The following is a 23,619-nucleotide window of genomic DNA, read 5'->3' as shown; positions in this document are numbered from 1 at the left end:
TAATGATAAACAAAGCTATATTATATACTGGTCTGATTGCCGTAGTAAGTCTTGCTAATGGCTGTACGAAATTAGATGAAAATGCGTACGATCAGATCATTGCAGATGATTTTTATAATAATAAAACTGAGGTTCTTTCTGCGGTATTGCGTCCTTATACGCATGCTGCAGCCTGGGTTTCACCTTCCGGTCAGGATAATTATTGGCGTGCATCAGAGCTTTCTGCAGATCAGTTAGCCTGGCCAACCAAAGGCCGTCACGGTGAAGACGGCGGTAAGTGGAAAAGATTACATTACCATACCTGGACCGTAGATGAAGCAGGTCTGAATAATTCCTGGGTACTCATGTTCTGGGGAATGGGTCTTTGTAACGACCCGATCGGTAATCTCGAAAAAAGAGAACCTGCCGCAATGGGAATTACTCCAACCGAGAAGCAGGAATATCTGGCAGAGTTGAAGTTATTAAGGGCATTCCATTATTTAAAACTAATGGATATGTTCGGTAATATTCCTGTAGTTACCCAAGTAGGTATTCCTATTAAACCAGAAACCCTTTCACGTAAAGAAGTCTTTGAGTTTGTAGAGAAGGAAATTAAAGACAATATCAATCTGGCCCCTAAGCTTTCTAGAAACATGATGGGCAGAATGACGCAGGCTGGTGCTTATGCCATGCTCGTTGAATTATATCTGAATGCAGAAGTCTACACTGGCGAAGCACGTTGGGATGATTGTATTGCCGCAGCAAATCAGCTGATTAGTGGTGCGGCTGGCGGCCAAAACGGTCCGGTTGCATTGGATGCTAATATCACTGATCAATTCAAAACCACCAATGACCTGTCTAAGGAAGTGTTATTTTCATTGGTGTATGATTACCAGATTGCACAGACACAGGTTCCATTTCCTGGCGAATTCTTTCACTTCCTGCAAAGAGAAATCTATGGTGGCGGTAGAAATGGGAATAATGGCGTCGTCCTGATTCCAGGTGTATTCACTACTTACGATGCGGCTGATGCCCGTAAAACAGGTTGGTTCCTCGAAGGCCCAATGGTGAAATTTTCTAATGGTCAACCTGTACTGGGTTCTGAAGAATATAATAAAGAGCCATTAGTTTTCGTAGATAATATCCGTAGAAACAAAACCAACTCAACTGTTTCTAACATGAGTGAAGGTGAAGAGAATTCTGGTGTCCGCTTTAATAAATATAAATTAGGGAATCAGGAAGTAGGTCCGACAGCGTCTGCTGCTGACCCTAAATACAACAGTAATGACTGGAATGTTTATCGTTTAAGCTGGGTGTACCTTTCTAAAGCAGAAGCAATCATGCGAAAAAGTGGTGGTAGCGCAACTTCAGAAGCTGTAGAATTAGTTAATGCAACTAAAAAACGTGCATTCACTGCCGAAGAGTGGCCGAAGAAAGCATATACTACTGGTACATTAACTATGGATGAGTTATTAGCAGAGCGTGGACGTGAATTGATCTTCGAAGGTTTCAGAAGAAATGACCTGATCCGTTTCGGTAAATTTACGACAGCATCATGGTGGGATCATAACCCATCTGCTACAAATCGGAACTTATTCCCGATTCCGCAGCGACAACGTGATCTGAACGAGAATATCACACAAAACCCGGGCTACTAAGTACCCGTTTATATATTAAATTTAGCTGAAGGGCTTCCGGAAAACCGGAAGCCCTTTTTGCTGCTTACTTAACCCCCCAATTATCGGCAAGCATCTTGATGAAGAAGCCTCCCACGACACTTCTGGCGCGGAAATTCATGACTTCTCCATTAGTAGTCTCATACCAGTCACTAAGTGGTACACGGCTTTCGCTTTCGGTGGCGAACCGGTAAACCGGGTTAACCAGCTTTTCAAAATTTTTCCGGTCATCTGTCAGTGTAGCTGTCCAGACGATCCAGTCTGATTTTGTATAGGTCTTGCGGCTGTCGAGCGGGATCCCGAATTTATTACCCTTCTTCAGATACCAGGCCACTTCTTTTTTGTATACTTCCTTCGGGAAAAGATTTAACCCCAATAATTTATCCCATACCAGATTATACTTCTGGCTCCAGGTATTCTTATCATCAAATACCAGGGCATAATGATCTCCTGCATCTGCTTGTTTAACCCATTTATCTGCCATTTCCTGCGCCGCCTGACGGTATTTGGCCGCTTCTGCTGTCTTACCTAATTTTTCGGCAAGCTGTGCATAACCGCCGATAGCAACGATAGCTTTTATTGAAAGGTTGGTATTGTGTGCAAGGTGACCGGCGAAATCGTCTGTGCAAAGCTGGTTATCGGGGTCAAAGCCTTCTTTAACGAGATAGTCCGTCCAGGTCGTTAAGATTTTCCAATGTTTTTCTGCATAAGCAGCATTGCCTTCTGCTTTGGCAATCGCTGCAGTTAAAATGAGCATATTACCGGCTTCTTCTACAGGCATATCTTCCCCGTAAGTCTGGCCATTCGCAAGTGGATAAGTACCCAGATCATGTGCAGGGTATGGTTTTGCCCATTTACCGCTTTCACTATAGTAGAAAATACCGTTCATCATTCCTTTTAGCAGATCGGGGTTATATAACAGGTATTGCGGTGCAGAGGGATAAGTAATGTCCACCGTATTAATGGATCCATTGCTAAAATTCTCTTTCGACATAAACAACAATTCTCCCTGAGGGGAACGAACTAAACGGTGCGCAGCAATGCTTTGTCTGTATGCGAGTTTACAGATCGCGGCATATTTCTCTCCGCCTGCTTTCACAGCTTTGGCATAAAGCTCCTTGTCGAAAGCGACGCTTTGCGCGCGTACCTTTTCATACTGGTTTTCCGCAAGCTGCAGCTGCGTGATGAAAGTCTGTGCCTGCTTTTTCTTCCAGAGCGGCTTAAGGTTCTGCTTGAAATACTGAATTGGGTTGATATCATCATAACCGAGCATGATGTGTTTTTCGACCGGAGCAACAGCTACCAGGCCAAAATTGATATTGGTATTTAGGTTAACCGATTTTTTGTTCAGCAATTTCAGCTGACCGGCCGGCAAACTGTTCAAGGTCTGTACAGCCTTATACTTTTCCGGAACGGCTACATACAGGTAACCCCAGTCTATCCTGACATTGTCCCCGGACTTTTGCAGCATGGGCTGTGCTACTGTACCGGTTTTCAGATAAGAGATGCCAGTTGCTTTACCTTTCCAGGCAGACACGGCCTGATCGGGCGTATTCACGGCCAGGTCTGATGAAGCTGTAAATACGACATTGACCTGATGCTTTCTGCCATCGGTAGCACGTACCATATAATTGATATAACTTACCGGCCGTTCGGTTAATTCCAGGCTGTTCAGTAATAAAGGTGAGAGAAAAGTGACTTCGAGGTTAACCCCACCACAGGTAAAGTTATAAATGGTCCTGGTAGCTTCTACTTTGACTGATGTCTGTCTTGCGATTAATTCGCCGCTTTTCTGTGGTATACTGGTTACGAGTGCTGCGTCTATATGTCTGCCGCCAGCAGTATTTTTCACGTGCATGGACAGTAAGTTCTTTCCTTTTTTCAATACAGACTTTTTCAGGGGGACATAGATATAATCATCTTCCCACCCATCTTTCTTAAAGATCTGCTCGCCATTCAGGTAGACAATTATATTATCGTCATGACTGATTTTCAGAAACAGATCCTGCTCTGGAACATCGGCAATTTCGATAGTCTTACGCAGATAGATTTCGTCCATATCCCAGCTGGTTTTAGCTTTGACAGGGTCATCTCCAAAGGGGGCTATGCCTGCATTCCAATCCTGATCATCAAAATCATTTGTATACCAGCCGGACTCCTGATGCTCAAAGGTATAACGGAAAGCAGCGTCTGGGGTCTTATCCAGATTCAGCAGCGGCTCATATTGTAAGGTTTGTTTACCCAGGAAGCGGTAGGATTTATTATCGACTTTTAAAATACCGGACAATGCCTGCTCTTTCCCCGTCCAGTGTTTGGTTACCGAAGCGTTCAGCTGATCGGTAAAAGACCAGATACTAAAATTGGAATGGTGGGTAATCAGCGGATAAGCTGGTGCGCGGTCGGTCTGCTGAGCTGAAAGCCTGCCGCTCAGAATGAGGCAGGTTAGTAAAAGGAATAGCTTTCTCATGAAGTATCTGTAATTTAATTTTTATATGATTTACGGTTTTGTACTTAGCGAAAATGGCCGGTCTGCGAGTTTTGTACCTCGCTGTTTCTCAGGCGAAGCGGACATTTCCAAACGGAGCAAACCACCATTGGTAATATCGCTATGTTTAACGTAGTTAGCTGCATAAGGTTTGCCATTCAGCGTCGCAGATTTGATATATACATGTTCTGCATCATTCCCATCTGCCTGAATAACAAACTGTTTACCGTTCTCTAAGTTAATAGTAATCTTTTTAAATGCCGGACTGCCTAAAACATACTGATCTGTTCCGGGCGTGACGCTGTAAAAGCCCAATGCACTCAATACGTACCAGGATGAGGTCTGGCCCTGATCTTCATCTCCGGGATAACCGTTCTCAGTGGCATTATAAAGTTTGGACATGATATTCCTGACCTGATACTGTGTTTTCCAGGGCTGACCGGAGTAAGTGTATAAATAAGGCATATGCTGAATGGGCTGGTTACCGTGTGCATACTGCCCCATATCTGCCATAACCATTTCGGTCATCTCATGAATCATACCGCCGTAACTGCCCACATTAACTGTATTTGGTGCAGTAAATACGGAATCCATACGGGTATTAAAGGCATCATCTCCGCCCATCAGGTCGATAAGGCCCTGAACGTCATGGAATACAGACCACTGCCAGTGCCAGGCATTGCCTTCGGTAAAAGGCCCACCCCATTCATAGGGGTCAAATGAGGCATTCCATTTCCCCTGACGATCTCGCCCACGCATAAATTTGGTTTGAGGATCCATTACATTTTTATAGTTATAGACTGTTTTTTTGAAGATATCCGAGTAAAATGTCTGACCGGTCATCTCAGCAAGCTGAAAACCGCAGAAATCGTCATAACTGTATTCGAGCGTTTTAGCAGTCGCCTCGCGGACTTCAGGATAAGGGACATAACCTAACTGATAATAATCTTTCCAGCCATCCCGTCCGTTCGCAGGCCCCCATGGCCCTTTATTGGTTGCTTCATGTAAATAAGCTTTTAGCGCTTGCTGCGGATCAAATGTCCTGATGCCTTTTGCCCAGGCATCTGTTAGCAGAGAAATTGCGTGATTCCCGATCATACTGCCGGCTTCACTGGGGAAAGACCAGGATGGCAGCCAGCCACACTGTTCCCAGGCAGAAATAAGTCCCTGCATATAGCGTCCGTGCATTTCGGGATGCATAATCGTATTTAGTGGGAATTGTGCCCTGAAGGTATCCCAGAACCCAGTGTCTGTGTACATATAGCCTTCATGTACCTTACCGTCATAAGGGCTGAAATAATAGGGTTTCCCATCTTTATCCAGCTCATAGAATTTGCGGGAGAACAGGCTTGCACGGAAAAAACAGGAATAAAAAGTTTCCTTGTCTTCTTTCGTTCCTCCTTCTACTTCGATTTTACCTAATGAGGCATTCCACACCGCAGCGGCCTTTCGCCTGGTATCTTCGAGTTGTTTATCGTTTCCGAGTTCAGTTTCCAGATTAAGCACAGCTTGTTCCGGACTGATATAGGAAGAGGCGACTTTAACCTGTACTTTCAGACCGGGTTTAAACTCGAGGTACGCTCCTTTACCTTTCCCTTCTGCGCTGAGATTACCGGTTTGAATGGTATTCTGCTTATTCTCCCAAGTACCATAAGCTTTAAAAGGCTGATCAAAGCGCATCACAAAGAAGTTCCGGAAACCTTCCTTAAATCCTTCGCCATTATTTACATAACCTGTAATGATCCGCTTAGCGACATCTATCTGCACGCCGCTTAAATTAGTATAACCGTCTAATACGAGAAAACTCTTTTTACCTTTCGGATAGCTGAAGCGCAGATGAGCTCCTCTCTCTGTAGGCGCGATCTCTGTCTGGAGCTGGTTCGCAAATTTAACCTGGTAATAATCGGGCTTCCCGGTTTCCTGATCATGACTGAAGGCAGTTGCCCGCTTGTCTTCGTCTACAACCAGACTGTCCAGCACGGGCATTAAGGAGAATACAGCGTAATCTCTTGACCAAGAACTGCATTGATGTGCCTGCTGAAAACCTCTGATCGTTTTTTTGTGGTACTGGTATTTCCAGCCATCTCCATTTTTACCGGTCTGTGGTGTCCAGGTGTTCATGCCAAAAGGTAATGCCGTAGTCGGATAGGTATTACCCCTGGTGAGCTCATGCGTGGAATTGGTTCCCTGTAAAGTGTTAACGTACTGAACGAGGTTTTTTTGCTGTGCCGAAAGACCGGCTCTGCTCAGGCCGATGGCCAGTAATAATATTGCTTTCTTTGTTACCATCCGGGATTTTGTATTAATTCTGAGTCTACGTTGACATCATTTGAAGGAATTGGAAACAGGTAATGTCTTTTAGTGAACACGCGTGTCTCGAAAGTAACCACATTCAGGAAACCGGGCAGGTTTTTACCAATATCCAGTCCTTTCATCGGTCCATTGTCTGTCTGTTCTGCTATTTTCCATCTGCGGGTATCAAAGAAGCGGACATTTTCAAATGCTAGTTCCGAGCGGCGTTCTTTGCGAATCGCGTCACGTACCTGGCTTTGCCCGCCTGGTGCTGGTAAATCTGCAGATCCGTAGATAGGAATGCCAGCACGTTCACGAATCAGGTTTACATATTTGAGAGCTTCACTGCTTCCTGGTTCTGCTTCGTTTATCGCTTCGGCATAGTCCAGAAATATATTAGCCAGCCTGTACAAAATAACGGGTCGTCTGCTGACATCCCAATTGCCCAGACCCATAGCCTTTCTGACAACATAACCTGTGGGGCAATAGTCGTTTCCGCCGGTTGCTTTACCTGAATTACCGGTATTATATAATTCGGTAGTAATCTCGCCTTCGTTAGTGTTTAACCAGGTACTCCCATTATAGGTAATATTTACATAGAACCTTGGTTCGCGCCCTACCCACTGATTGTAAATTCCGGCCTTAGTATATTTAGTTGCCTTTTCTGCAAATCCTGTAGTGAGATAACCGGATCCTGCATCATTAATATCTCTTCCATTGGCCGTAAAGAAGGCATCTACCTGTCCTTGTGTGGCCCCTAATGCTCCGGAACCTTTGAAGTCACGCGCATATCCGCTATGGTAAGGGGTCATCTCATATTGTCTGGCTGAAAGGGAAGATTCCGGTCTGGCCAGAATCACTTCTTTATTCCAGTCTGTTAAAAACACATCTCTGCAGGAAAGGTAAGGGTCATATTTGCCATCGGCATCGTTCTTACGGAACAGGTCGTATGTACCGGGGACGTATTTACTGATAAAGGCTTTATAAGCTGCTGCCGCTGCGGCCCATTTACCGGCATCAAAGCTGGAATTAATTAATTGTTTTCCATCGCGGTTCTGCAAAGCTGCAAAGTCTGCATTGCCGTTAAATAATGGACTGGCATTCAGCAAAAGTGCCTGTGCGCGGAAGGCCAGTGCTATTCCTTGTGTAATTCTTCCGTAGCTGTCGTCGTTAGCCGGCGTGACCGGGAGTTGCACTGCTACTTCTTCGAGTTCTTTAGTGATATAGGCGATGCACTCATCCATAGAACTTCTGGCGAGCTGCACGTCTGAGGCTGGCGCATCGGGTTCGATGATCTCATCTCCCATGAGAATAACCGGGCCATATAAGCGTACGAGGTAGAAGTAAAACATAGCGCGCAGTGCTTTTGCCTCTGCACGATATTGGTCTTTCAGCATTTGTGACATCTGAGGCACCTTGTCAATATTGGCCATAAAAAAGGTTGCTGAACGGATTCCGCGGTAATAATTACGCCAGTAATCGTTTACAAAACCAGAAGTGGCATCCCAGTTCCCAATGTTCATGCTATTGGACTGCACACCTCCCCAAAGAAACTCTGCTTCATCTGATCCGGCTGTCCATAATCCTGCATTACGGTCTCCACCGGGATTGCGCTGCCCGAATTCATCGGGGATATTATTATAAATGTTATTCAAAAATTTCTCTGAGGTCTGACGGTTTGCAAAAGTTTCATCAAGCGTAAGCCGGTCATTCGGTACCTGATCCAGAAATCCTTTTTTACAGGAACTGAATTGAATCAGCAGAAGAAGTGAAGTGATATATATAGCTTTTTTCATGTTTTCCAGTTTTAAAATTTAATGTTGAGTCCTAAGGATACATTGGCAGTCAGCGGATATTTATTTCCATTGGAGGTCTGCAGTTCGGGATCCCATAATTTAAATTTGCTGAAGGTGAGCAGATTGGTCCCGATTAAATAAACAGCCGCATTTTTCAGTCTCAGTTTCTCGGAAAAACGGGGCGGCAGGTTATAACTTAACTGTGCGGTTTTTAAACGTATAAAACTATTGTCTTTCACCCACCAGGAGCTTGCCTGCGTATTGTTAAAGTTCTGGTCTTCTCCATAAGCCAGTCTGGGATAGAAGACGTCCTGACTGGGGTTCTCTTCTGTCCAGCGGTTAGTGATATTGCTATAGGCATTGCTCAGCCCGCCACCGCCATTGAAAGGGAAAATAGCCGAGCCACCCAACATGATATCTGAATTATGCATAGACTGGAAAAGGGTACTCAAAGCGAAGCCTTTATAGGAGGCAGTGAAGCCAAAGCCTATAATCAGATTGGGTACGTCACCACGGCCGATACGGGTTTTATCGTAATCATTGATCAGTCCATCGCCATTGAGATCCTGATATTTGATATCTCCTGGTTTAATAAGCTGCTTTGATCCGGGTACAGCGCTGGCATCAATCTCTTCCTGGCTATCAAATAGTTTTTCGGCGATATAACCGTAACGGGACAGGATATTATCACCAATATGGCTCATCCAGGGATAGGCTTGTTCGGGGCGGTCATCATTAACGAGTTTATCTTTATTGTACGTGACATTTCCACGAATGCCGAGATCGACAGATCCTACCTTAACATTGTATTCTACAGTGGCATCAATACCTCTGTTATCCACTACACCCAAATTCCCATAAGGCGAGTTTACCAAACCTATAAAGCTGGGAACAGACTGGCGCTGCAGAAAGATTCCGGTTCTTTTCTCGCGGAACAGGTCAACCATAATGTATAAGTTGTCATTAAGGGTCCTGATCTCCATGCCCAGATCTTGCTTTCTTGATTCTGCCCATCTGATCTCCACGCCGTAGTCGGTAATATTAATTCCACCGCTGTTATTGAAGTTCTTGCCCAACTGATAGCCGGGGGCATTATCGGAAAGTAACGTGAGGTAGGCAAATCGCCGCCCGACGAGATCTCCATTGGCAATTTTACCAATTCCTGTGGTACCAATGGAGTACCGGAATTTCAGAAAGGATATCGATTTCTTGAGCCCTTCAAAAAACTTCTCATTGGACGCTACCCAGCCCAGACCTAATGCCGGAAAGGAGCCAAATCTATTCTCTGGCGCAAAAAGTTCGGAGCCGTTGTACCCGAAATTGAATTCTCCGAAATAGCGGTCATCATAAGAATAAGTAGCCCGGGTAGCCAAACCAACGAATCTTTCGGGAATGGAGGAGGTAAAGTCTCCAGCAAATGGATTGGTATAGTCCTGCGTATAACCCAACATTAAACCTCCAAAGCGGTGCTTACCAAAAGCGCGATCGTAATTAACTGCTCCTTCTGTATAAAATTTTCTGTTTCCTCCACGGGATGGTTCATAACTCAGATAATTTCCACCGCTGTTAAATGTCTGTACCAGGTTCAGGCTTCCATCTTCGTTATAGGGTTTATTAGTATCGGGGAAATACGTGCTTTCGCGTTTTGATCTTTTGATAGAGTTATTATTCTTAACATCAAAAGCAACCATTGCTGTCGCAGTAAGGCCCTCGGTCAGGAAATTGAGGTCTTGCGTTACTCTTAAATTGGTATACAACTGGTTATCAAATTCAGTCCTGTATCCTCTGCGTGTCAGGTCTGCATACGGGTTCCTGAAGCCACCGTTGGAAGCTTTACCCGGAATGAAATTGCCTGGATACATAACCGGATATTCTACGGGTGAGATATCCATTGCCGAACCAAAAATATCTTCTGTCTTCTCACCGGGATAGTTTCCATTGGATGCAAAGCCCTGCAGCCCGAGATCCATTTTAGTAGTTCCGGTTAGTTTCAGGTTAAGGTTACTCGTGAAATTATAACGTTTATAATCCAGCTTGGAATTATACTGGGAAAGGTCATCAGTTTTAAGGAATCCATCTTCATTATAATATGCAAGGGAAACATAATACTGTGCGTTATCGACTCCTCCGCTTGCATTCAGGTTGGCCCTGCGGTTGCGGCTAAACCTGTTGAAGATTTCTTTCATCCAGTCTACATTGGGATACAGCAGCGGATCTTCTCTTGAAGCGGTCTTCTGAATCAGTTCCTGCGAGAACTTTGGATCCATTCCCCTGCCAGCTGTGGCCTCATTAGCCATATTCATATAGGTGACGCCGTCTGCCATCTGCGGTCTTCTGGTAAACGTGCTGAAGCCTTCATTATAATCGAGAAAAATAGAGGGCTTACCGACTTTCCCTACTTTAGTCTTTACAATGATGACACCATTTGCACCCCTGACACCATAAACCGCGGTACCGGATGCATCTTTAAGGACGGTAAATGATTCAATATCTTCCGGATCGATATTATCGATAGACCGCTCGACTCCATCTACCAGAATAAGGGGTGCACTGGAATTTCCACCGAAGGTAGAGATTCCGCGGATCCAGATGTCAGCAGTGCTCCTGCCCGGCTCGCCGCTGCGTTGCACACCTACAACTCCAGCGATACGGCCGGCCAGTGACTGTGTAATGCTGGCAACGGGTAGTTTCAGTTCTTTCGCATCAATAGTGGACTGTGCTCCGGTTAAGGATACTTTACGCTGAGTGCCAAAACCAACGACAGCAACTTCTTCCAGCGCATTCTCTGATGGCACCAGGTTTACTGTGAGCGCTTTTTGGTTTCCGGCGACTATCTCCTGGCTCTGGTAACCGACATAACTGATAATCAGCACCGCCTGGGGCGAGGGTACATCAATGCTGAACGCACCGTTAATGTCTGTTGTCGTCGTCTGCAGCGTTCCTTTGATCTTAATACCCGCTCCGGGAATAGTGACTCCTTTTTCATCTTTCACAATTCCACGCAGGATCTGCTGCGCGGAAATCTGCGGGATTGTTTTTCGTAAGGTGAGCACAATTGTCCGGTCTACAATATGGTAGTCTACGGGCAGGTCACCAAGGCATGCCTTCAGCGCCTGATCCAGGCCTGCATCTTTAACATTTACTGTGATGGATTCTTTCTCTGTGTCAAAGCTGTTGCTGAGAAAAACATATCCGGTTTGTTGTTTAATAGCTTCCAGCGCAAGCGAAAGCGGCTGATTTTTTTGCCGGATCGAGATCCGCTGTGCACGAACTGCCGCGCTGACCTGAAGCAGGCCAAAAAGCAGAAATAAAGTGGTTAATTTCATGAGCAGTAGCAATTTCGATAAAGTCGGGTGTCGTATTTTACCCGGCTTGAAAGCTTGGTTTTTCATAGAAAACAATGGGTTTGGGCGCAGGGAACCTGATACTAATAGCTGTTTAAGGCTATTGTATGCTATGGTAAGGTTTCCTACTTTTGGTTGATTTGGGTTAATAGGCAATACTGTTTTATCCTTCTGGATGGGTTAGCTCAAATCATACTCCCGGACAATGCTCGAACATTGTCCGGTTTTTTTTTGGCTACCCTGGCCCGGCCTTAGCGCGGCTTTGTGTCTATTCTCTTCATAATTTATATTTGGTTAATATTTGGTTTATTTAGATCCGGTTATAATAATTCGTTTGATTTCCGGATTACGCACAGACTGAACGACCCGGAAATTTATACTAGCCATGCTCAGCAGCCTGAGTGCCTGTGTAGCATTCATATCCCTGTAAACTTCCCCGTTAAACTTCAGATCGGGTATTTTACCTTCATAGGCAACATCGATTGCATACCATCTTGAGAATTCTTGCATTACCTGCTTGATCCCTGCATTTTTAAATTTAAAAAGACCGTTCTTCCAGGCGAGTGCCATACTGGTATCAACCTGATGTATTTCGATCTGCTGACGGGCCGCCCCTCTTCCCACAGTGGCCTGTTCCCCGGGACGAATCTTACGGGAAGACTGATTCTGCTGGTGAATCCTGATACTCCCCTCTGCCAGTGTGGTTAAAGTTTTATCGTTTTCTGTGTAGGCCTGAATGTTGAAATGGGTACCCAGCACTTCCACCTCTTGATTTTGGGTGCTAACTATAAACGGGACTTTTCCTGCTTTTCCTATAGATGAAGCCACCTCGAAATAAGCCTCACCCTCTAAGCTGACCTTTCTTGGTTCTCCCGGAACAAATGAACTCGGGAAGCTGAATGTTGTAGATGCATTAAGCCAAACGCGTGTTCCATCGGGTAACTGCAGCTGAAACTTTCCGCCGGCAGGTGTCTTTAAAGTATGTATGGCGGGTATCTTTCTCTCTGATTGCCTGGCATCAACCGGAACGTAAACCAGTAATCCGCCCTGCTGCTTTCTTATTTTAAGGTTCTGATTCCGGAGAAATTCTCCTTCGGGCAACTCCGTCAGTGTGATGATCTTACCGTTCTCCACAGTTAGGGTTGCCTGATTAGTTCCCGGTTTCACGTTACCTGTATATTGCTGAAAGCTGATGTTTTTTCTGGAAGGAGTATTGGTTAGTGATAAATAACCTCCGGCTAGTAAAAGCAGTGCTGCTATCCCGATTATTAAGCGTTTAAGTTTTATAGTTTTCCCATTGAAAGTGGCACTATTGCTGTCGGATCTGAAGATTTCCTGCAGTATTTCTTCCTGCTGAATTTCACTTAAACCGTGTCCTGAGTATTGTTCATCTTGTATCGCAACCAGAAAATGGTGGATGAGGAGTTCATTTGCCGGGTCGGAAGCAAACCGCATAAATTCCAGGATTTCTGCTTCAGAGGCAGTCTGATCCAGGTATTTTTTGAAAAGAGGATAGTAATCTTTCCTTTCGGCGTTCATATAGTTTGAATTTGGTTCACACTACTGACGCAGCAAAAAGTAAACACGGGTAATGGAAATGAAAATATTTTTTACCGGGTGGGTTTACCAGTAACGGTAAAGGAGTAATAATAAAATTCCCTGCTCTGCCACACCAAAGTTTGAACGGATAGTTTGCAAGGCAAGCTTCATATGCTTATGCACGGTTCCTGAAGAAATATTGAGCCGGTCTGCTACTTCCTGGTATTTCAAACCTTGTTCATGGCATAACTGGTAAACCAGTTTCCTTTGCGGCGGAAGCATATTCACAATGGTATTGAGACGGTTCACAGATTCATCATAGAGAATTCTATCATCGGTGCTGACTTCACTCGCAGGGTCTTCCCCGGAAAGCTCTGTTTCCCTAATCCGTTGCTTTGCGATAGTGCGCAGTGCGGTATAACTTTCATTCCTGACTGCCCTGTTCAGATAAGCGCCGAAATTTTCTACTTCCCCCAATCTTTCCCTGCCCTGCCAGATTCGGATAAAGATAATCTGTACGACTTCAGTAGCTTTATCCTGAGATTTTAATAGCCTGAAAGCAAAATTGTAAACCATGGCCTGATGCTGATGAAAAAGCTCAGTGAAGGCTCTTTGATCACCTAAAACGATTTTGCACAACAAGAGGCGTTCCCTATCAAAAGGGTTGGATTCAGGATTATACATTTGGTTAGCTTAGGAATGGTTTACTCAATAATATGCATAATATTCGAAAGCTTGTTAAAGCAATTACATTTTTCGTGTCCGTTAAGGTGAAAAATGATGATGATCAGCGGATAATCCTACCCTTATTTCGTTTCTTTGCAACACGAAGATGAGAACAAAAATACGCCGGCATGCCAGGAAGGCACGTTACATTCTGTACAAGGAAACATTAATTGATTTCAAAGAGCACCTATGGACTTTCTTAGGCTCATTCTGCGGAATCGGTCTGTTGAGTCTGCTGCACAGCGACCACTTCACGGCAAATGACAACTTATTTCTGATTGCTTCATTCGGTGCGTCAGCAGTCCTGATTTTCGGAATTATTAACAGTCCGCTCGCTCAACCGCGCAACTTTATCGGAGGCCATGTGCTCTGTGCAATAGTCGGGGTTACTGTCCACAAGCTGATTCCGGGGGAGATATGGCTTGCTTCTGCGTTATCGGTTTCTTTATCAATTGTGCTGATGCAAATAACCAAAACACTACATCCTCCGGGTGGTGCTACTGCACTGCTGGCCAATATTGGTTCCGAAAAGGTTTTAAGCCTGGGTTACTGGTACGTTTTAAGTCCTGTACTTTCAGGTGCATTAATCTTATTGATGGTAGCGATTTTCTTTAATAACAGAACCAGCCACCGCTCCTATCCTGCGAATAAGCAATGGTATCTGTTCTGGAAAAGACGTCAGCGGAAGGCGCTAAAATAAGTTTATACTTCTTTAAGCTCGTCAATCAGCGTTTTAAGCTGACTGGCGTAGCGTCCGTACTGTTTAGAGACATATAGTTCTGTAATAATGGTAACTGAGACCATCACAACGATAAAGGTCGTGGTTGCCCATATTACCTGTGTATCTTTCAGGCCATGTTCCACAATCATTTTCATCAGTTTACCATCGCCTGCATTTAAAATAACTAATGCACCAAAAATCAGGGCAAAAGGTGAAAGTGAATAGGTAAATGATTTATACACTTCAATATTCAGTTTAAGATTATAATAGGTTTCATACAGACTGTCTTTAGTACTTAATGTACTTACATCCAATGTTTTGTAAAAAATAATTAGCTTAGCCAGGTAATATGTACACAAACTGAAGAATACGGCATACATACCGTAAAATGGTAAGTACAATGACTGGCTGAAATTTAGAAGTTGGGGGATAAAGGCTATCAATATCACGGAGATCACCTGCACATAAAATTCTCCATGCATTTTCCTTCTTAACTGTTCCACCGGCATATGTGCAGTTTTTAATTTCTCTATTGTTGCCGGTACTTTTATATCTGCTGCCTGCTCATCATTCCAGGCTGTTTTAAAATCATCAAAATTCATATCCTTGTAGTTTTATCAGTTCTTTAATTTTGTTTTTTGCCCGGTTTAGTTTTACCCGGACGTTTCCTTCTGTTATACCCAGACTTTCACCGATTTCCCGGGAGGAATAGTCTTCCAGATGATAAAAGATAATCGCTTTCTCGACTTTCTCCAGCTGTTGTACTGCCTGATAGAAATGCTTAAGCCTGGCTTCTTTTTCGTTATGCTGATCTTCTTCCTGCGCTATATTTTCGGGAAATTCGCCACTGGTATCTAGTTTCTTTTTCTCTTTCCTAAGAAAGATAATCGCCGTATTAAGTGCTACACGATACATCCAGGTAGAAAATTTACTATCGCCCTTGAAAGCTGCATATGATTTCCAAAGCTGGTATACGATTTCCTGAAACAGGTCCTGCTGATCATCCCGATCGTCCATATACATTTTGGTGATCTTATGAATGATGCCTTTATGCTGCTCAATCAATGAAAGAAATTCTTTTTCCCGGGTTTCCAATGTCTATTTAAATATAGGTTTAACCTGATATCCTTTAGCTCTTAACAAATGGATCATACCATTTTCGCCAGGCAGATGTGCCGCGCCTACTGCAAAGAAGTTTGTTTCCTTTTCCATCATTTGCGGCATCCGCTCTGCCCAATTGTGATTACGTTCCGTCAACATATATTTCACGGCAGTCTCATCCATAAACTGTGGTGCTGTTATCGTATCATAGACCTGTTGCAATTCTCCCGCCTGATACTTCTTGCCCATTGCTGTTAACATGTTTGTAAGCTGGTCATAGTTTTTGAAATCTGCAATAGTACGCTCGTCCGAATACGCTTTTTTGAGATAGTCGAGTTGCTCGGTTACACGCTCGATCTGACCGGTTGCAATTTTATTGTCCGCAGCAATCTTCAGAAACTCGAATTCGAAGGATTTGCTCTCTTTACAGGGTGCTGCCTTAGCTAAAAGCAGACTTGAAACTGTTTGCAAGGTTAGCATATCAAAGTTCTTAAGCGGCGCGCCTGCTTTAAGCTGCACCAGGGAATCTACAGTCCGGTAATCGGCGGCACTCAAGGTCTGGCTTAGTGGTTTCTCGCCCATCATACCCTTCTGTAATTCTGCAAGCGTTTCTTTATTACTGAAGTCGAGCTCCATAACCAGCCTGTCGCTTGATTTGATTTTCTCTGCCACTACTGGTTTAATTTCAAAGTTCTCAGCGCAAATCAAATGAATAGTGCCGAAAAGGTAAGATGGCTTCTGTAATCCTTTACCGCTAATTTCCCAAAGCATAGCCTTCTCTTTAATAGGTTCCAGAGCTGCTTTATTTTTAGTCTGTGCTTGTGCAGGGCCGTTTACTAAAGATAAACCAATTAGTGCGATGCCTGCTGCGAATATTTTGAATGTCTTTTTCATGTTCTGTTTTTATTTTAGGTTGGTTTACTCTCGGGCCCTGAAAGATTTTTTATACTCAATAAGTAGCTCATCTTTAACTTTCGTTACAGCACATTGAAAATATTTACATGTTTTTAGAAAAAAGCAGGAAACGACGTTTATCTGCGAACCTTACGACCCTACCTTTGTTTTATAAAAAACATTTAAAATTTAAAGGAATGAAACGTAAAGCAAACGCCGTCTGGAATGGCACCATTAAAGAAGGAAACGGACATCTGACAACAGCAAGCACCGTCTTAAATCAAACTCCATATTCATTTAACAGCCGCTTTGCAGAAGGCACCGGTACTAACCCGGAAGAACTGCTGGCTGCCGCCCATGCCGGTTGTTTTACTATGAAATTAAGTCTGGATCTTACCACGGCGGGTTATGTACCTGATGAACTAAAAACAGAATCTACCGTTACCCTGCTGGATGGAAAAATTACCCAGTCTTTATTGGTCCTTGAGGCCAAAGTTCCCGGAATAACAGAAGAAGAATTCCAGAAAATTGCTAAACAAGCTGAAGAAACATGTCCGGTTAGCCAGGCTTTCAGCTTTGAGATTGTTCTGCAGGCTACTCTTATTCAATAAACCACGGATTCAATAAAGCGGACAGACCAATCATTTAATATTTCATTGATAAAAAACAGTTTTATGGCACAGGAAAGAAAGTTTAAGGCAGAAGAGGATCCACAGATCTTTGCTGAGGTAAGGTCCTTTTTAAAAGGTCTTAATTCTGCCGGCGGTAAGCCTATGGAGGAATTAAGTCCGGCAGATGCCCGGCAAGTCCTGGTTGGCGCGCAAAAATCGGTACGATTCGATTATTCGGACATCGTGGAATCGGAACGCACAATCTCTCAAGGTGGATATGACGTGAAAATTCATATTACCAAACCAGAAGATGTAGTCGAAAATGCTCCGGTGTTCGTCTTTATTCATGGTGGCGGCTGGGTGCTCGGAGATTATGATACCCATCGAAGATTGGTACGTGATCTGGTCGTTCAAAGTGGTGCAGTAGCTGTTTTCCCAGACTATACGCCCTCGCCTGAGGCGCAATATCCAACTGCCATTAATGAAATCTATGCAACAGTTGAATGGTTGGCCGAAAATGGTAAAGAAATAGGTGTAGACGGCAAAAATATGGCTATCGCAGGAAATAGTGTCGGTGGAAATATGGCTACTGTCGTCGCCTTAATGGCTAAAGACAAAAAGGGTCCGGAGATTAAATTGCAGGTATTATTATGGCCGGTTACCGATGCAGATTTTGATACCGATTCTTATCATACTTACGCAGAAGGAAGATTCCTGACCAGAAATATGATGAAATGGTTCTGGGATAACTACCTGCCGGATACGGCAAAAAGAAATGAGATTTATGCCGCTCCGCTCAAAGCTGATACTGAAAGGCTAAAAGGCTTACCTCCTGCTCTGGTTCAGACCGCAGAAAATGATGTTTTAAGAGATGAGGGTGAAGCTTATGCCAGAAAACTGGATGAGGCAGGAGTTCCTGTAACGCTAACCAGATATGGTGGCCTGATCCATGATTACGGACTATTAAATCCAATCGCCGGAGTGCCTGCTATACAAACTTCAGTTTTGCAGGCCGCAGCAGTAATTAAATCAGCACTGAAATAATTAGAATTATGGGTTGATCTGCGGGTCGGCCCATTGTTTAACTTCCTGAAACCGGCAACTTGAAGAAAAATGTGGTGCCTTCTCCGGGCTTGCTCTCCACCCAGATCTGACCATGATGGCGCTGAATAATTTCCTTACTCAGATAAAGTCCGATACCAAAACCAGATATATGCTGAGTATATAGATTATCGACGCGGAAAAAACGGTCGAAGATCTTCGGTATGTCTTCTGGTTGAATTCCTATTCCATGGTCTTTGACACTCACTTGAATATGCTCGCCGACCTGTCTGCAACCCACATTCACTACCCCGCTTAAGGGGGCATATTTGATAGTATTGGTCATAAAATTATAGATAACCTGACCAATTTTATCTCTGTCTGCTCTTACCAGCATGATTCCTTCAGACGTTTCTGGAATGAAGTCATGTGTTGTACTGCTGCTACTTTTCACGTCTTCGATAGTATCAGAAACTAACTGGCAAATATCAAACTCTTTAATATTAAGCTTAATCTTGCCGGTTTCCAGACCAGAGAGATTAAGAAAACCATTAATTAGCGTCTGCATTTTAATAACCTGCTTCTCGACCTTACTTAGTGTATTACTGCTAAACTCATCTTCTTTTTTCACAGCTTTCTGATGCAGCATTTGGATATACCCTTTAAGTGATGTTAAAGGTGTTTTCAACTCATGGCTCACCATACCGATGAAATCATTCTTCCTGATCTCATCTTGTTTCTGCTCTGTGATATCGATAGTCACACCGGAAAAATGCCGGACCTGATGTTTAGGGTTATCATATAATCTGCCAACAGCAAGCAGCCATTTAATTTTCTGATCATTAAATCCGATGATTGGATATTCTACCCGGTACGGCGCCCCTTTTTTAACTGATTCGTAAGCCAGTCGTTTGACATCTTCCTGATAAGCGGGGTCAATCTGATTAATAATATCCTGCTCGCTGATCTGGTATCCTGCATCAAATCCGAATAACTCATTCATTCTTGCCGAGGCTGTAAATACCCTGCTGTCCAAATCCATATGCCAGGTACCAATAGATGCAGTATCTAATGCTACACGCAGTAATTCTTCGGCTTTAAATCTTTCCTGGCTGGTATGCACGAGCTCTTCATTCATTGCGAAGAGTTCTTCGTTCGCAGTAATCAATTCTTCGTTGAGTTCCTGCTCTCGCTTACGGCCATGGCCCTGAAACTTAATTTCGCTTTGTTTCTGCTGAAGAATCGTTAATCTCGCTTCTGTTTCATTACTGACCAGCTGAGCCAGATCCTGAAGTACCGCAGCGTCATTATCGCTGAATGTTCTTTCTTTCTGATCGATAAGGCACAATGTTCCTAAAGCATAACCTGCGCCGTTTAATATGGGTACTCCCGCATAGAACCGCAGCTGAACCGGTCCGGTAACCAACGGAAGATCTTTGATAAATGGTTCTGATAAGGGCTGTGTAAATACAGTGGGATCCTGACGCAAAATGGACAGTGCACAAATGCTTTCTGCACGCGGAACAGACTTTACTCCGGGCAGACCAACATTCGCTTTAAAAAACACCTCTTCTTTGTTAATAAAGGTAATCAGCACGATGGGAACCTGAAATATTTTAGCCGCAAGACCTGCGATGTGATCAAATGATGCTTCCGCTGCCGTATTTAAGATCTGATATTTCTCCAAAATTTCAACACGTTGACTATCATTGTCCGGGATAATACTCATCCCCAAATTATTATTCATTTATATTGTTTTGCATCTGCAACAGCAACAGCAATTTATGAACCAATTATAAAGCAGTGCTTTTAATTTGACAATTCCGGGTTCTCAATCTCTGGTTCAGCGCATTTCCCGCAGAGTTTCAGAGATAAAAAAAGAGGATGCCTTTTTTAGGTATCCTCTTTTCCACATGTTATTAACATCATGTTAATAACATCTTACTTCCTGTTTTTCACATATTTCTCTAACCAATTATCCTGCTCATAGAAGGTATGCAATATAGATTCACGGCTTCTGTAACCGTGGAATTCTTTAGGTAAAAGCACCAGGCGTACTGTACCTCCATGGCCTTTGATCGCGCTATATAAGCGTTCACTCTGGATTGGAAACGTACCTGAATTCTCGTCATCAATACCATGTGTTAGCAGAATCGGAGTTTTGATCTTATTCGCATAATTAAATGGTGACATTTTATTATACACATCTTCTGCCTCCCAGAATGTTCTGGACTCACCCTGGAAACCAAAAGGCGTAAGGGTTCTGTTATAAGCTCCGCTTCTTGCAATCCCTGCTGCAAACAGATCTGTATGCGCCAACAAATTAGCTGTCATGAAAGCACCGTAAGAGTGTCCTCCTACACCAATTCTCTTTCTGTCTACAACACCCAGGTCATCGGATACGTAATTAATGAGCGCTACTGCATTGGCTTCTATCTGCTCAAGGAAAGTATCATTTGGTTCTTCTTTACCTTCGCCCACAATAGGCATGTCTGCCTGGTCTAAGACAGCATAACCACGGGTTACCCAGAATACCGGAGAGCGGAAAGCCAGCCTTGTAAAGCGATACGGCGACCCTTTAACCTGTCCTGCTGCTGCCAGTGATTTGAACTCTCTTGGATAAGCCCAAACCAGTGCTGGTAATGGCCCGTCTGATTTCTTATATCCTTTTGGTAAATAAAGGGTTGCAGATAACTTTACACCGTCTTTACGTGGATAAGACAACAGTGATTTCTGTACGCCTTGTAAAGATGGATACGGGTCTGCGAATTGGGTTAATGCAGTTTCTTTTTTGCTTTTCAGGTCTGAAACCAGGTAGTTTGGTGCTTGTTCTGCAGATTCTCTGGAGAAATATAAAGACCCTGTGGCATGGTTATAATATACCGGCTCTTCGTAATAAGGAGCTTTAGATTTGAATAAGGTATCTTGTTTGTTATTAAGCAGGTTCCAGCGCATTAAAAATGGACGGTCTCCCTGTGGTGAAGCGCCACCTCCAATGGTGTAAACCACAGGATTTGCTTTATCCAGTAAAAGAGTTCCGCTTCTGCTGATAATTCCTTTGCTGGAAACAAAATCTCCCGGATCTGTATAAGTATCTTCTGAAGACCGCTGCGCAATGACTTTTACAGTTTTACCGGTTTCGGGATTAATAAGACTCATTTTTACAGTACGATCTTTTCTCCAGTTTTCTTTGAGGATAGCATACTGCTGATTTCCCCAGCTAATACCGCCATAACGCAGGTTTAGTTTAATCAGTTCTTTCGGCGCTTCCGTAAATGGTGCCTTAAGCGTGAACAGTGCATCTCGTACTTCTGTTTTTACCGAAGGGTCTCCTTTATCCTGAGCTTCTGCCCAGACTATAGTTGACGGCACATCTTTTCGCCACTCAAATGATCTTGGTCCGGTAGCTACCGCATCGAAGCCAGAGGGTAATTTCTCTGCTAATGGAGCATCGTACAATACTTTAACTGCTTTAGTATCCAGATTCAGAATACTCGCCTGATAAGGAAAGTAATATACAGGCACCAGGTACGAGTATGGTTTTTGTACAACCTCACTCAGCAGGTATTTTCCATCAGGAGAATAAGATGCCGAACGGTAAATTGCCGGCTCACCAATAAACTTTACGCCACCATCCAGGTTTACCTGAACTAATTGCGAACGGAGATAATATTCCATCAGCTCCTGATCGTAATTATTCTGAAGCAGGTTCTGATAGGTTCTCGAAGGTGTTACCACACCCAGGTTCTCCTGAACCACCGGCCCTGTTGGTACAATCGGCTGTACCGGCGCAGCTCCGCGGGAAGGGATAAACTGGGCTAATATAGACTTGCTGTCCGGGCTCCACTGTAAAGTAGTTCCGAAAGCATCATTCAAATGATCGCTGGTTAATCTTGTTGCAGCCATAGACTGCAGGTTTACAAACCAAAGTTCTACGCCTTTAAGCGTATTGTTACTGAATGCAAAATGCTGACCGTCTGGACTCCAGCTGATATTAGTTAAACGTAATTCTTTTGGTAATCCACTGATCTGCTGATCTTTTTTACTAATTAGGTTCTTAACGGTTATTCCATTGAAAACGCCCGAAAGCTCACCCTCTGTGGAGTTATTCGCGGGGTTTATTCTTAGTCCTGCCAGGCCAATAACGGGTTGTGCAACCTGTTCGATAGAGGCATAACCGGGAGTCTGCAAAATAAGCATCAGCTTACCGTCCGGACTGAATTGGACCGATGGACTCGTGGCTGCGTCTACCAGGTCTACAATACTTTTTGGTGGAAGCTGATAGCTTAAATTTTCTTGTGCATAACCGGTGACTGTCAGTCCCGTAGCCAGGCAAATACTGAGAAGAAAGGTCTTCATTTTCGATAAGTTTGGTTTGTTCGCCTAAATTACCTTTTTATGAAGGAACAGGGTTCAACAATTTAGTTACACGAATGCAAAAAGGCCCCCTTTTTTATGGAAAAGGGGGCCTAAAGTTCTACAATTGGAATTCTTCTGCGTTTAAGCAGTCTGATCGAAAGGCTCTACCTTCTCTATCCGGTATACTTTCAGGCCTTCGGGCATTTCCCACTGGATTTCAGCACCTTCCTGATAACCCAGCATGGCTACACCTATCGGGGAAAGAATTGAAATTGTATTATGTTTTCTTTTCGCTTTAGCAGGCGCCACCAGATGGTGAACATGAATACTTCCGGTTGATACTTCTTTTACGGTAACCTTAGTATCTACAGTTACTGTTCCTGCCGGGATTGCTTTGCGCAATACCTGCTCCGCGGAACGTAGTTCCAGTTCCAGCTTATCTTCATTGTACTTGCTCAGTTTTCTTCTTCTCAGGTGATCTTTCAGCAGATCAAAAATTCCACGTGATAAAATGATTGGTGTTTCTGTAATTTTAACGGCTGTTGTTTGCATAATTTTAAAGATTTAGAGCTGCCCTGCGGCCTGCTCCGGGTTTATAATTAAATTGAATTTTTAATCGTAAGCCTCTGGTCTTCTTTTAATTCTGCTTTTTTATATATAGTAAACTCCATTGCGGTTTCTCCAGCATGAATGCGGTTATTGAAAATAGAAATGTGATAATTAACAGCATAGGGTTACATGCCCTGTTGAGGGCATGCCGCAAATATTTCTTCATAAATAGATAGCTTCTTTAAGACCAGAAGGTGTACCCCATACCGCAAAGGATGGGGTTTAAGAAATAAAGTCTTTGCTGCTTTTCAGAAAGGAGTCGCCCAGTTTATACTGCTGCGATAAAAAACGGTGATACATCGCTTCAGCTGCCAGCATTTGATTGGCAAACTGAGCAAAAAATATATCATATGTCCGTTTTGTTGGATTCATTGATACAAAGGTAAGGTATTAACGGAGAATACCTTACTATTTCAGAAATACTCATCTTAAAGAACATATGAATC

The 23,619-nt window shown here is 43.6% G+C and carries 17 protein-coding genes; 4 read left to right on the top strand and 13 right to left on the bottom strand.

Going from position 1 to position 23,619, the window contains the following annotated elements; translation table 11 throughout:
* Positions 1-2 precede the first annotated feature (2 nt).
* A complete protein-coding gene (locus tag BM192_RS12200; protein WP_037441813.1) occupies positions 3-1,637 on the top strand; it encodes a RagB/SusD family nutrient uptake outer membrane protein in 1,635 nt (544 codons plus the stop codon).
* A 64-nt stretch (positions 1,638-1,701) separates the two neighbouring features.
* Here BM192_RS12200 and BM192_RS12195 read toward each other — a convergent pair whose 3' ends face one another.
* The 6 genes from BM192_RS12195 to BM192_RS12170 all read right to left on the bottom strand — a co-directional run bounded on the left by BM192_RS12195 (position 1,702) and on the right by BM192_RS12170 (position 13,795).
* Positions 1,702-4,122, bottom strand: a complete 2,421-nt coding sequence (locus BM192_RS12195) for a glutaminase family protein (protein WP_037441817.1) — start codon at positions 4,120-4,122, stop codon at positions 1,702-1,704.
* A 30-nt stretch (positions 4,123-4,152) separates the two neighbouring features.
* A complete protein-coding gene (locus BM192_RS12190; RefSeq protein ID WP_037441819.1) occupies positions 4,153-6,429 on the bottom strand; it encodes a GH92 family glycosyl hydrolase in 2,277 nt (758 codons plus the stop codon).
* A complete protein-coding gene (locus BM192_RS12185) occupies positions 6,423-8,228 on the bottom strand; it encodes a RagB/SusD family nutrient uptake outer membrane protein (RefSeq protein WP_037441822.1) in 1,806 nt (601 codons plus the stop codon). The genes BM192_RS12190 and BM192_RS12185 overlap by 7 nt, the downstream gene beginning before the upstream one ends.
* A gap of 11 nt (positions 8,229-8,239) precedes the next feature.
* Complete coding sequence (locus tag BM192_RS12180) at positions 8,240-11,620, bottom strand: SusC/RagA family TonB-linked outer membrane protein (RefSeq protein WP_051759969.1); 3,381 nt, start codon at positions 11,618-11,620, stop codon at positions 8,240-8,242.
* Positions 11,621-11,878: 258 nt separating this feature from the next.
* Positions 11,879-13,111, bottom strand: coding sequence for a FecR family protein (locus BM192_RS12175; protein ID WP_051759971.1), 1,233 nt, complete (start codon positions 13,109-13,111; stop codon positions 11,879-11,881).
* Between the two features lie 84 nt (positions 13,112-13,195).
* Positions 13,196-13,795: an RNA polymerase sigma factor gene (locus tag BM192_RS12170; protein ID WP_051759973.1), complete on the bottom strand. Its 600-nt coding sequence runs from the start codon at positions 13,793-13,795 to the stop codon at positions 13,196-13,198.
* Positions 13,796-13,943: 148 nt separating this feature from the next.
* On the opposite strand from BM192_RS12170, the gene BM192_RS12165 reads away from it, so the two are divergent.
* Positions 13,944-14,537, top strand: coding sequence for an HPP family protein (locus BM192_RS12165; RefSeq protein ID WP_037441824.1), 594 nt, complete (start codon positions 13,944-13,946; stop codon positions 14,535-14,537).
* A gap of 2 nt (positions 14,538-14,539) precedes the next feature.
* Here BM192_RS12165 and BM192_RS12160 read toward each other — a convergent pair whose 3' ends face one another.
* From BM192_RS12160 to BM192_RS12150, 3 genes are read right to left on the bottom strand one after another with little or no spacing between them, the layout of a single operon-like run.
* Positions 14,540-15,160: a hypothetical protein gene (locus BM192_RS12160; protein ID WP_037441828.1), complete on the bottom strand. Its 621-nt coding sequence runs from the start codon at positions 15,158-15,160 to the stop codon at positions 14,540-14,542.
* Entirely contained in the window at positions 15,150-15,653 is a 504-nt protein-coding gene (locus tag BM192_RS12155) for an RNA polymerase sigma factor (protein WP_037441830.1), read from the bottom strand. Before BM192_RS12155 ends, BM192_RS12160 begins: the two co-directional genes overlap by 11 nt.
* A 3-nt stretch (positions 15,654-15,656) precedes the next feature.
* Positions 15,657-16,553 carry a TraB/GumN family protein gene (locus tag BM192_RS12150; RefSeq protein WP_037441833.1) on the bottom strand — a complete coding sequence of 299 codons (897 nt, stop codon included), beginning with the start codon at positions 16,551-16,553 and terminating at the stop codon, positions 15,657-15,659.
* 197 nt (positions 16,554-16,750) lie between these two features.
* Here BM192_RS12150 and BM192_RS12145 point away from each other — a divergent pair, with 197 nt between their 5' ends.
* On the top strand, positions 16,751-17,164 hold the full coding sequence (locus BM192_RS12145) for an OsmC family protein (protein WP_037442051.1): 414 nt from the start codon (positions 16,751-16,753) through the stop codon (positions 17,162-17,164).
* A 63-nt stretch (positions 17,165-17,227) separates the two neighbouring features.
* Positions 17,228-18,208, top strand: a complete 981-nt coding sequence (locus BM192_RS12140; RefSeq protein ID WP_037441836.1) for an alpha/beta hydrolase — start codon at positions 17,228-17,230, stop codon at positions 18,206-18,208.
* A 37-nt stretch (positions 18,209-18,245) separates the two neighbouring features.
* On the opposite strand, the gene BM192_RS20645 is transcribed toward BM192_RS12140, so the two are convergent.
* The 4 genes from BM192_RS20645 to BM192_RS20945 form a co-directional block, all read right to left on the bottom strand.
* Positions 18,246-19,952, bottom strand: coding sequence for an ATP-binding protein (locus BM192_RS20645; RefSeq protein ID WP_051759975.1), 1,707 nt, complete (start codon positions 19,950-19,952; stop codon positions 18,246-18,248).
* 194 nt (positions 19,953-20,146) lie between these two features.
* Positions 20,147-22,564 (bottom strand): S9 family peptidase, encoded by a 2,418-nt coding sequence (locus BM192_RS12125; RefSeq protein WP_037441839.1) that lies wholly within the window; start codon positions 22,562-22,564, stop codon positions 20,147-20,149.
* A 141-nt stretch (positions 22,565-22,705) separates the two neighbouring features.
* On the bottom strand, positions 22,706-23,116 hold the full coding sequence (locus tag BM192_RS12120) for a GreA/GreB family elongation factor (RefSeq protein WP_051759977.1): 411 nt from the start codon (positions 23,114-23,116) through the stop codon (positions 22,706-22,708).
* A 279-nt stretch (positions 23,117-23,395) separates the two neighbouring features.
* Positions 23,396-23,545: a hypothetical protein gene (locus BM192_RS20945; RefSeq protein WP_157282874.1), complete on the bottom strand. Its 150-nt coding sequence runs from the start codon at positions 23,543-23,545 to the stop codon at positions 23,396-23,398.
* Positions 23,546-23,619 lie beyond the last annotated feature (74 nt).

Origin of the sequence: Pedobacter antarcticus, from assembly GCF_900112985.1 — a bacterium.
Classification (GTDB): Bacteria; Bacteroidota; Bacteroidia; order Sphingobacteriales; family Sphingobacteriaceae; genus Pedobacter; species Pedobacter antarcticus.
The sequence above is the reverse complement of the archived record's forward strand: the minus strand, read 5'-3'. Positions and strand labels throughout refer to the sequence as shown.

Bases quoted from the DNA above. Each gene is read 5' to 3' on its own strand.
- BM192_RS12165 (WP_037441824.1), top strand. From the start codon at position 13,944: ATGAGAACAAAAATACGCCGGCATGCCAGGAAGGCACGTTACATTCTG.
- BM192_RS12140 (WP_037441836.1), top strand. From the start codon at position 17,228: ATGGCACAGGAAAGAAAGTTTAAGGCAGAAGAGGATCCACAGATCTTT.
- BM192_RS12125 (WP_037441839.1), bottom strand. From the start codon at position 22,564: ATGAAGACCTTTCTTCTCAGTATTTGCCTGGCTACGGGACTGACAGTC.
- BM192_RS12120 (WP_051759977.1), bottom strand. From the start codon at position 23,116: ATGCAAACAACAGCCGTTAAAATTACAGAAACACCAATCATTTTATCA.
- BM192_RS12180 (WP_051759969.1), bottom strand. From the start codon at position 11,620: ATGAAAAACCAAGCTTTCAAGCCGGGTAAAATACGACACCCGACTTTA.
- BM192_RS12185 (WP_037441822.1), bottom strand. From the start codon at position 8,228: ATGAAAAAAGCTATATATATCACTTCACTTCTTCTGCTGATTCAATTC.
- BM192_RS12150 (WP_037441833.1), bottom strand. From the start codon at position 16,553: ATGAAAAAGACATTCAAAATATTCGCAGCAGGCATCGCACTAATTGGT.
- BM192_RS12195 (WP_037441817.1), bottom strand. From the start codon at position 4,122: ATGAGAAAGCTATTCCTTTTACTAACCTGCCTCATTCTGAGCGGCAGG.
- BM192_RS12200 (WP_037441813.1), top strand. From the start codon at position 3: ATGATAAACAAAGCTATATTATATACTGGTCTGATTGCCGTAGTAAGT.
- BM192_RS20645 (WP_051759975.1), bottom strand. From the start codon at position 19,952: ATGAATAATAATTTGGGGATGAGTATTATCCCGGACAATGATAGTCAA.
- BM192_RS12175 (WP_051759971.1), bottom strand. From the start codon at position 13,111: ATGAACGCCGAAAGGAAAGATTACTATCCTCTTTTCAAAAAATACCTG.
- BM192_RS12170 (WP_051759973.1), bottom strand. From the start codon at position 13,795: ATGTATAATCCTGAATCCAACCCTTTTGATAGGGAACGCCTCTTGTTG.
- BM192_RS12145 (WP_037442051.1), top strand. From the start codon at position 16,751: ATGAAACGTAAAGCAAACGCCGTCTGGAATGGCACCATTAAAGAAGGA.
- BM192_RS20945 (WP_157282874.1), bottom strand. From the start codon at position 23,545: ATGAATCCAACAAAACGGACATATGATATATTTTTTGCTCAGTTTGCC.
- BM192_RS12190 (WP_037441819.1), bottom strand. From the start codon at position 6,429: ATGGTAACAAAGAAAGCAATATTATTACTGGCCATCGGCCTGAGCAGA.
- BM192_RS12160 (WP_037441828.1), bottom strand. From the start codon at position 15,160: ATGAATTTTGATGATTTTAAAACAGCCTGGAATGATGAGCAGGCAGCA.